1 pseudogene is annotated in these 1,407 nt (G+C 62.3%); it reads right to left on the reverse strand.

The features are described from left to right. Nucleotides 1–1,407, reverse strand: a pseudogene (locus E1J53_RS24060) (hypothetical protein); the annotation flags it as partial.

The following is a 1,407-nucleotide window of genomic DNA, read 5'->3' on the forward strand; positions in this document are numbered from 1 at the left end:
GCAGACCAACCAGGACGTTGCCCAGGTCAGCACAGGTCAGCAGCAGCTCGTCGGTGTACACCGCGCCGGGCAGCAGTTCGTAGGTGCCGTTAGCCAGCTGGCGTACGCGGCCGATGTGCAGCGTTACCTCGCCACAGTCATCGTAAGAACCGTTGTCGATCATCTCGGGGGTCAGAACAGCAACACCAGTGCTGGCACCACCGGTAGAAGAACCGGAAGTCAGGCTCACGTTCAGGCCGTCTTCACAGATGGCTACGGGAGCCGTACGGTCGATGACCGTGAAGGGTACGTCGGTGAAGTCAGCGTTACCACAGTCGTCCGTGTAGGTGTAACGCAGGGTGTGCGTACCGGCAGGAATCGGACCGGCAATCTCCGCATCACCGTCGTTCAGGTCCAGGAAGAAGGTGCCGATGGGGGCGCCGTTCAGGTCCTGGAAGGGGTAGATGTCAGCTTTCAGCTCGATGCCGGCGCTACAGTTGTCCGTCAGTACGATGCTCGGATCGTCCAGGCGGATGTAGGCCGCACAAACATCACCAGCGTTGGTGCTGAACTCCAGCGGGCCATCGTCGATGGTGCCGTCAAAGTCGCGGTCCTGCGTGGGAGCCGTGAAGTCAGGTGCCGTGGTGTCGCCCACCTTGACCACCTGGGTGTAGGTGCGCGGGGCACCGGGCTCACACCAGTCGATGACCGTGTAGGTCCGGACAAATTTGTAAGTGTTCGGGCAGGTCTGCAGGCGAGGACCGTCTTCATAGGTCAGCGCCAGGTTACAGATCGTACCGTTAATGGTCAGCGGCACTACCGCATCACCGTAGGTGAAGAAGGGCAGGTCCTCATCGCGGGGAACGGGGTTACCGTTGGCGCCCAGCGTCAGGCTCTCGTCGCATTCGTACTCGGCTACGTCCAGCACGTCTCCGGCCGGTTCCACGTCCGCCAGGCTGGGCCGTACGAAGGTGATCTCGAAGGAGGTCACCGCCGGGCCGTTCTCTTCACCGGCTGCGTTCTCGCAGTTATCCAGTTCCGTGGCCGTAAACGTACGCGTGATCACCACGTCGTTACACTCGGGGTCTTCTTCGTCGAAGGTCGCCACGTCGTTCACGCACACCTGCAGGCGCGGGGCGCAGCCGTCAGAGAAGGTTGCCGTGATGGCGGCTCCCAGCGCATCGGCGTCCAGGTCCAGACGGTCACGCAGGGCCGTGGCCATCGTACCGGGAACGGTCGTGAAGTTGCCGTTACCGTCGTTGGCTACCTCCCAGCAGCGGCTGATGCTTACGTCCAGCATGGTCAGCGAGATCGCCTCCAGGTCCGTGCACAGCAGTTCTACGTCATCGGGCGTCGTCACCACCGCCGGTGGCGTCTTGTCTTCGGCGTTCACCACACCCCAGCAGGTCTCGAAATTGTCCAGACGCA

Origin of the sequence: Lewinella sp. W8 (assembly GCF_004375085.3) — a bacterium.
Taxonomy (GTDB): Bacteria; Bacteroidota; Bacteroidia; order Chitinophagales; family Saprospiraceae; genus Neolewinella.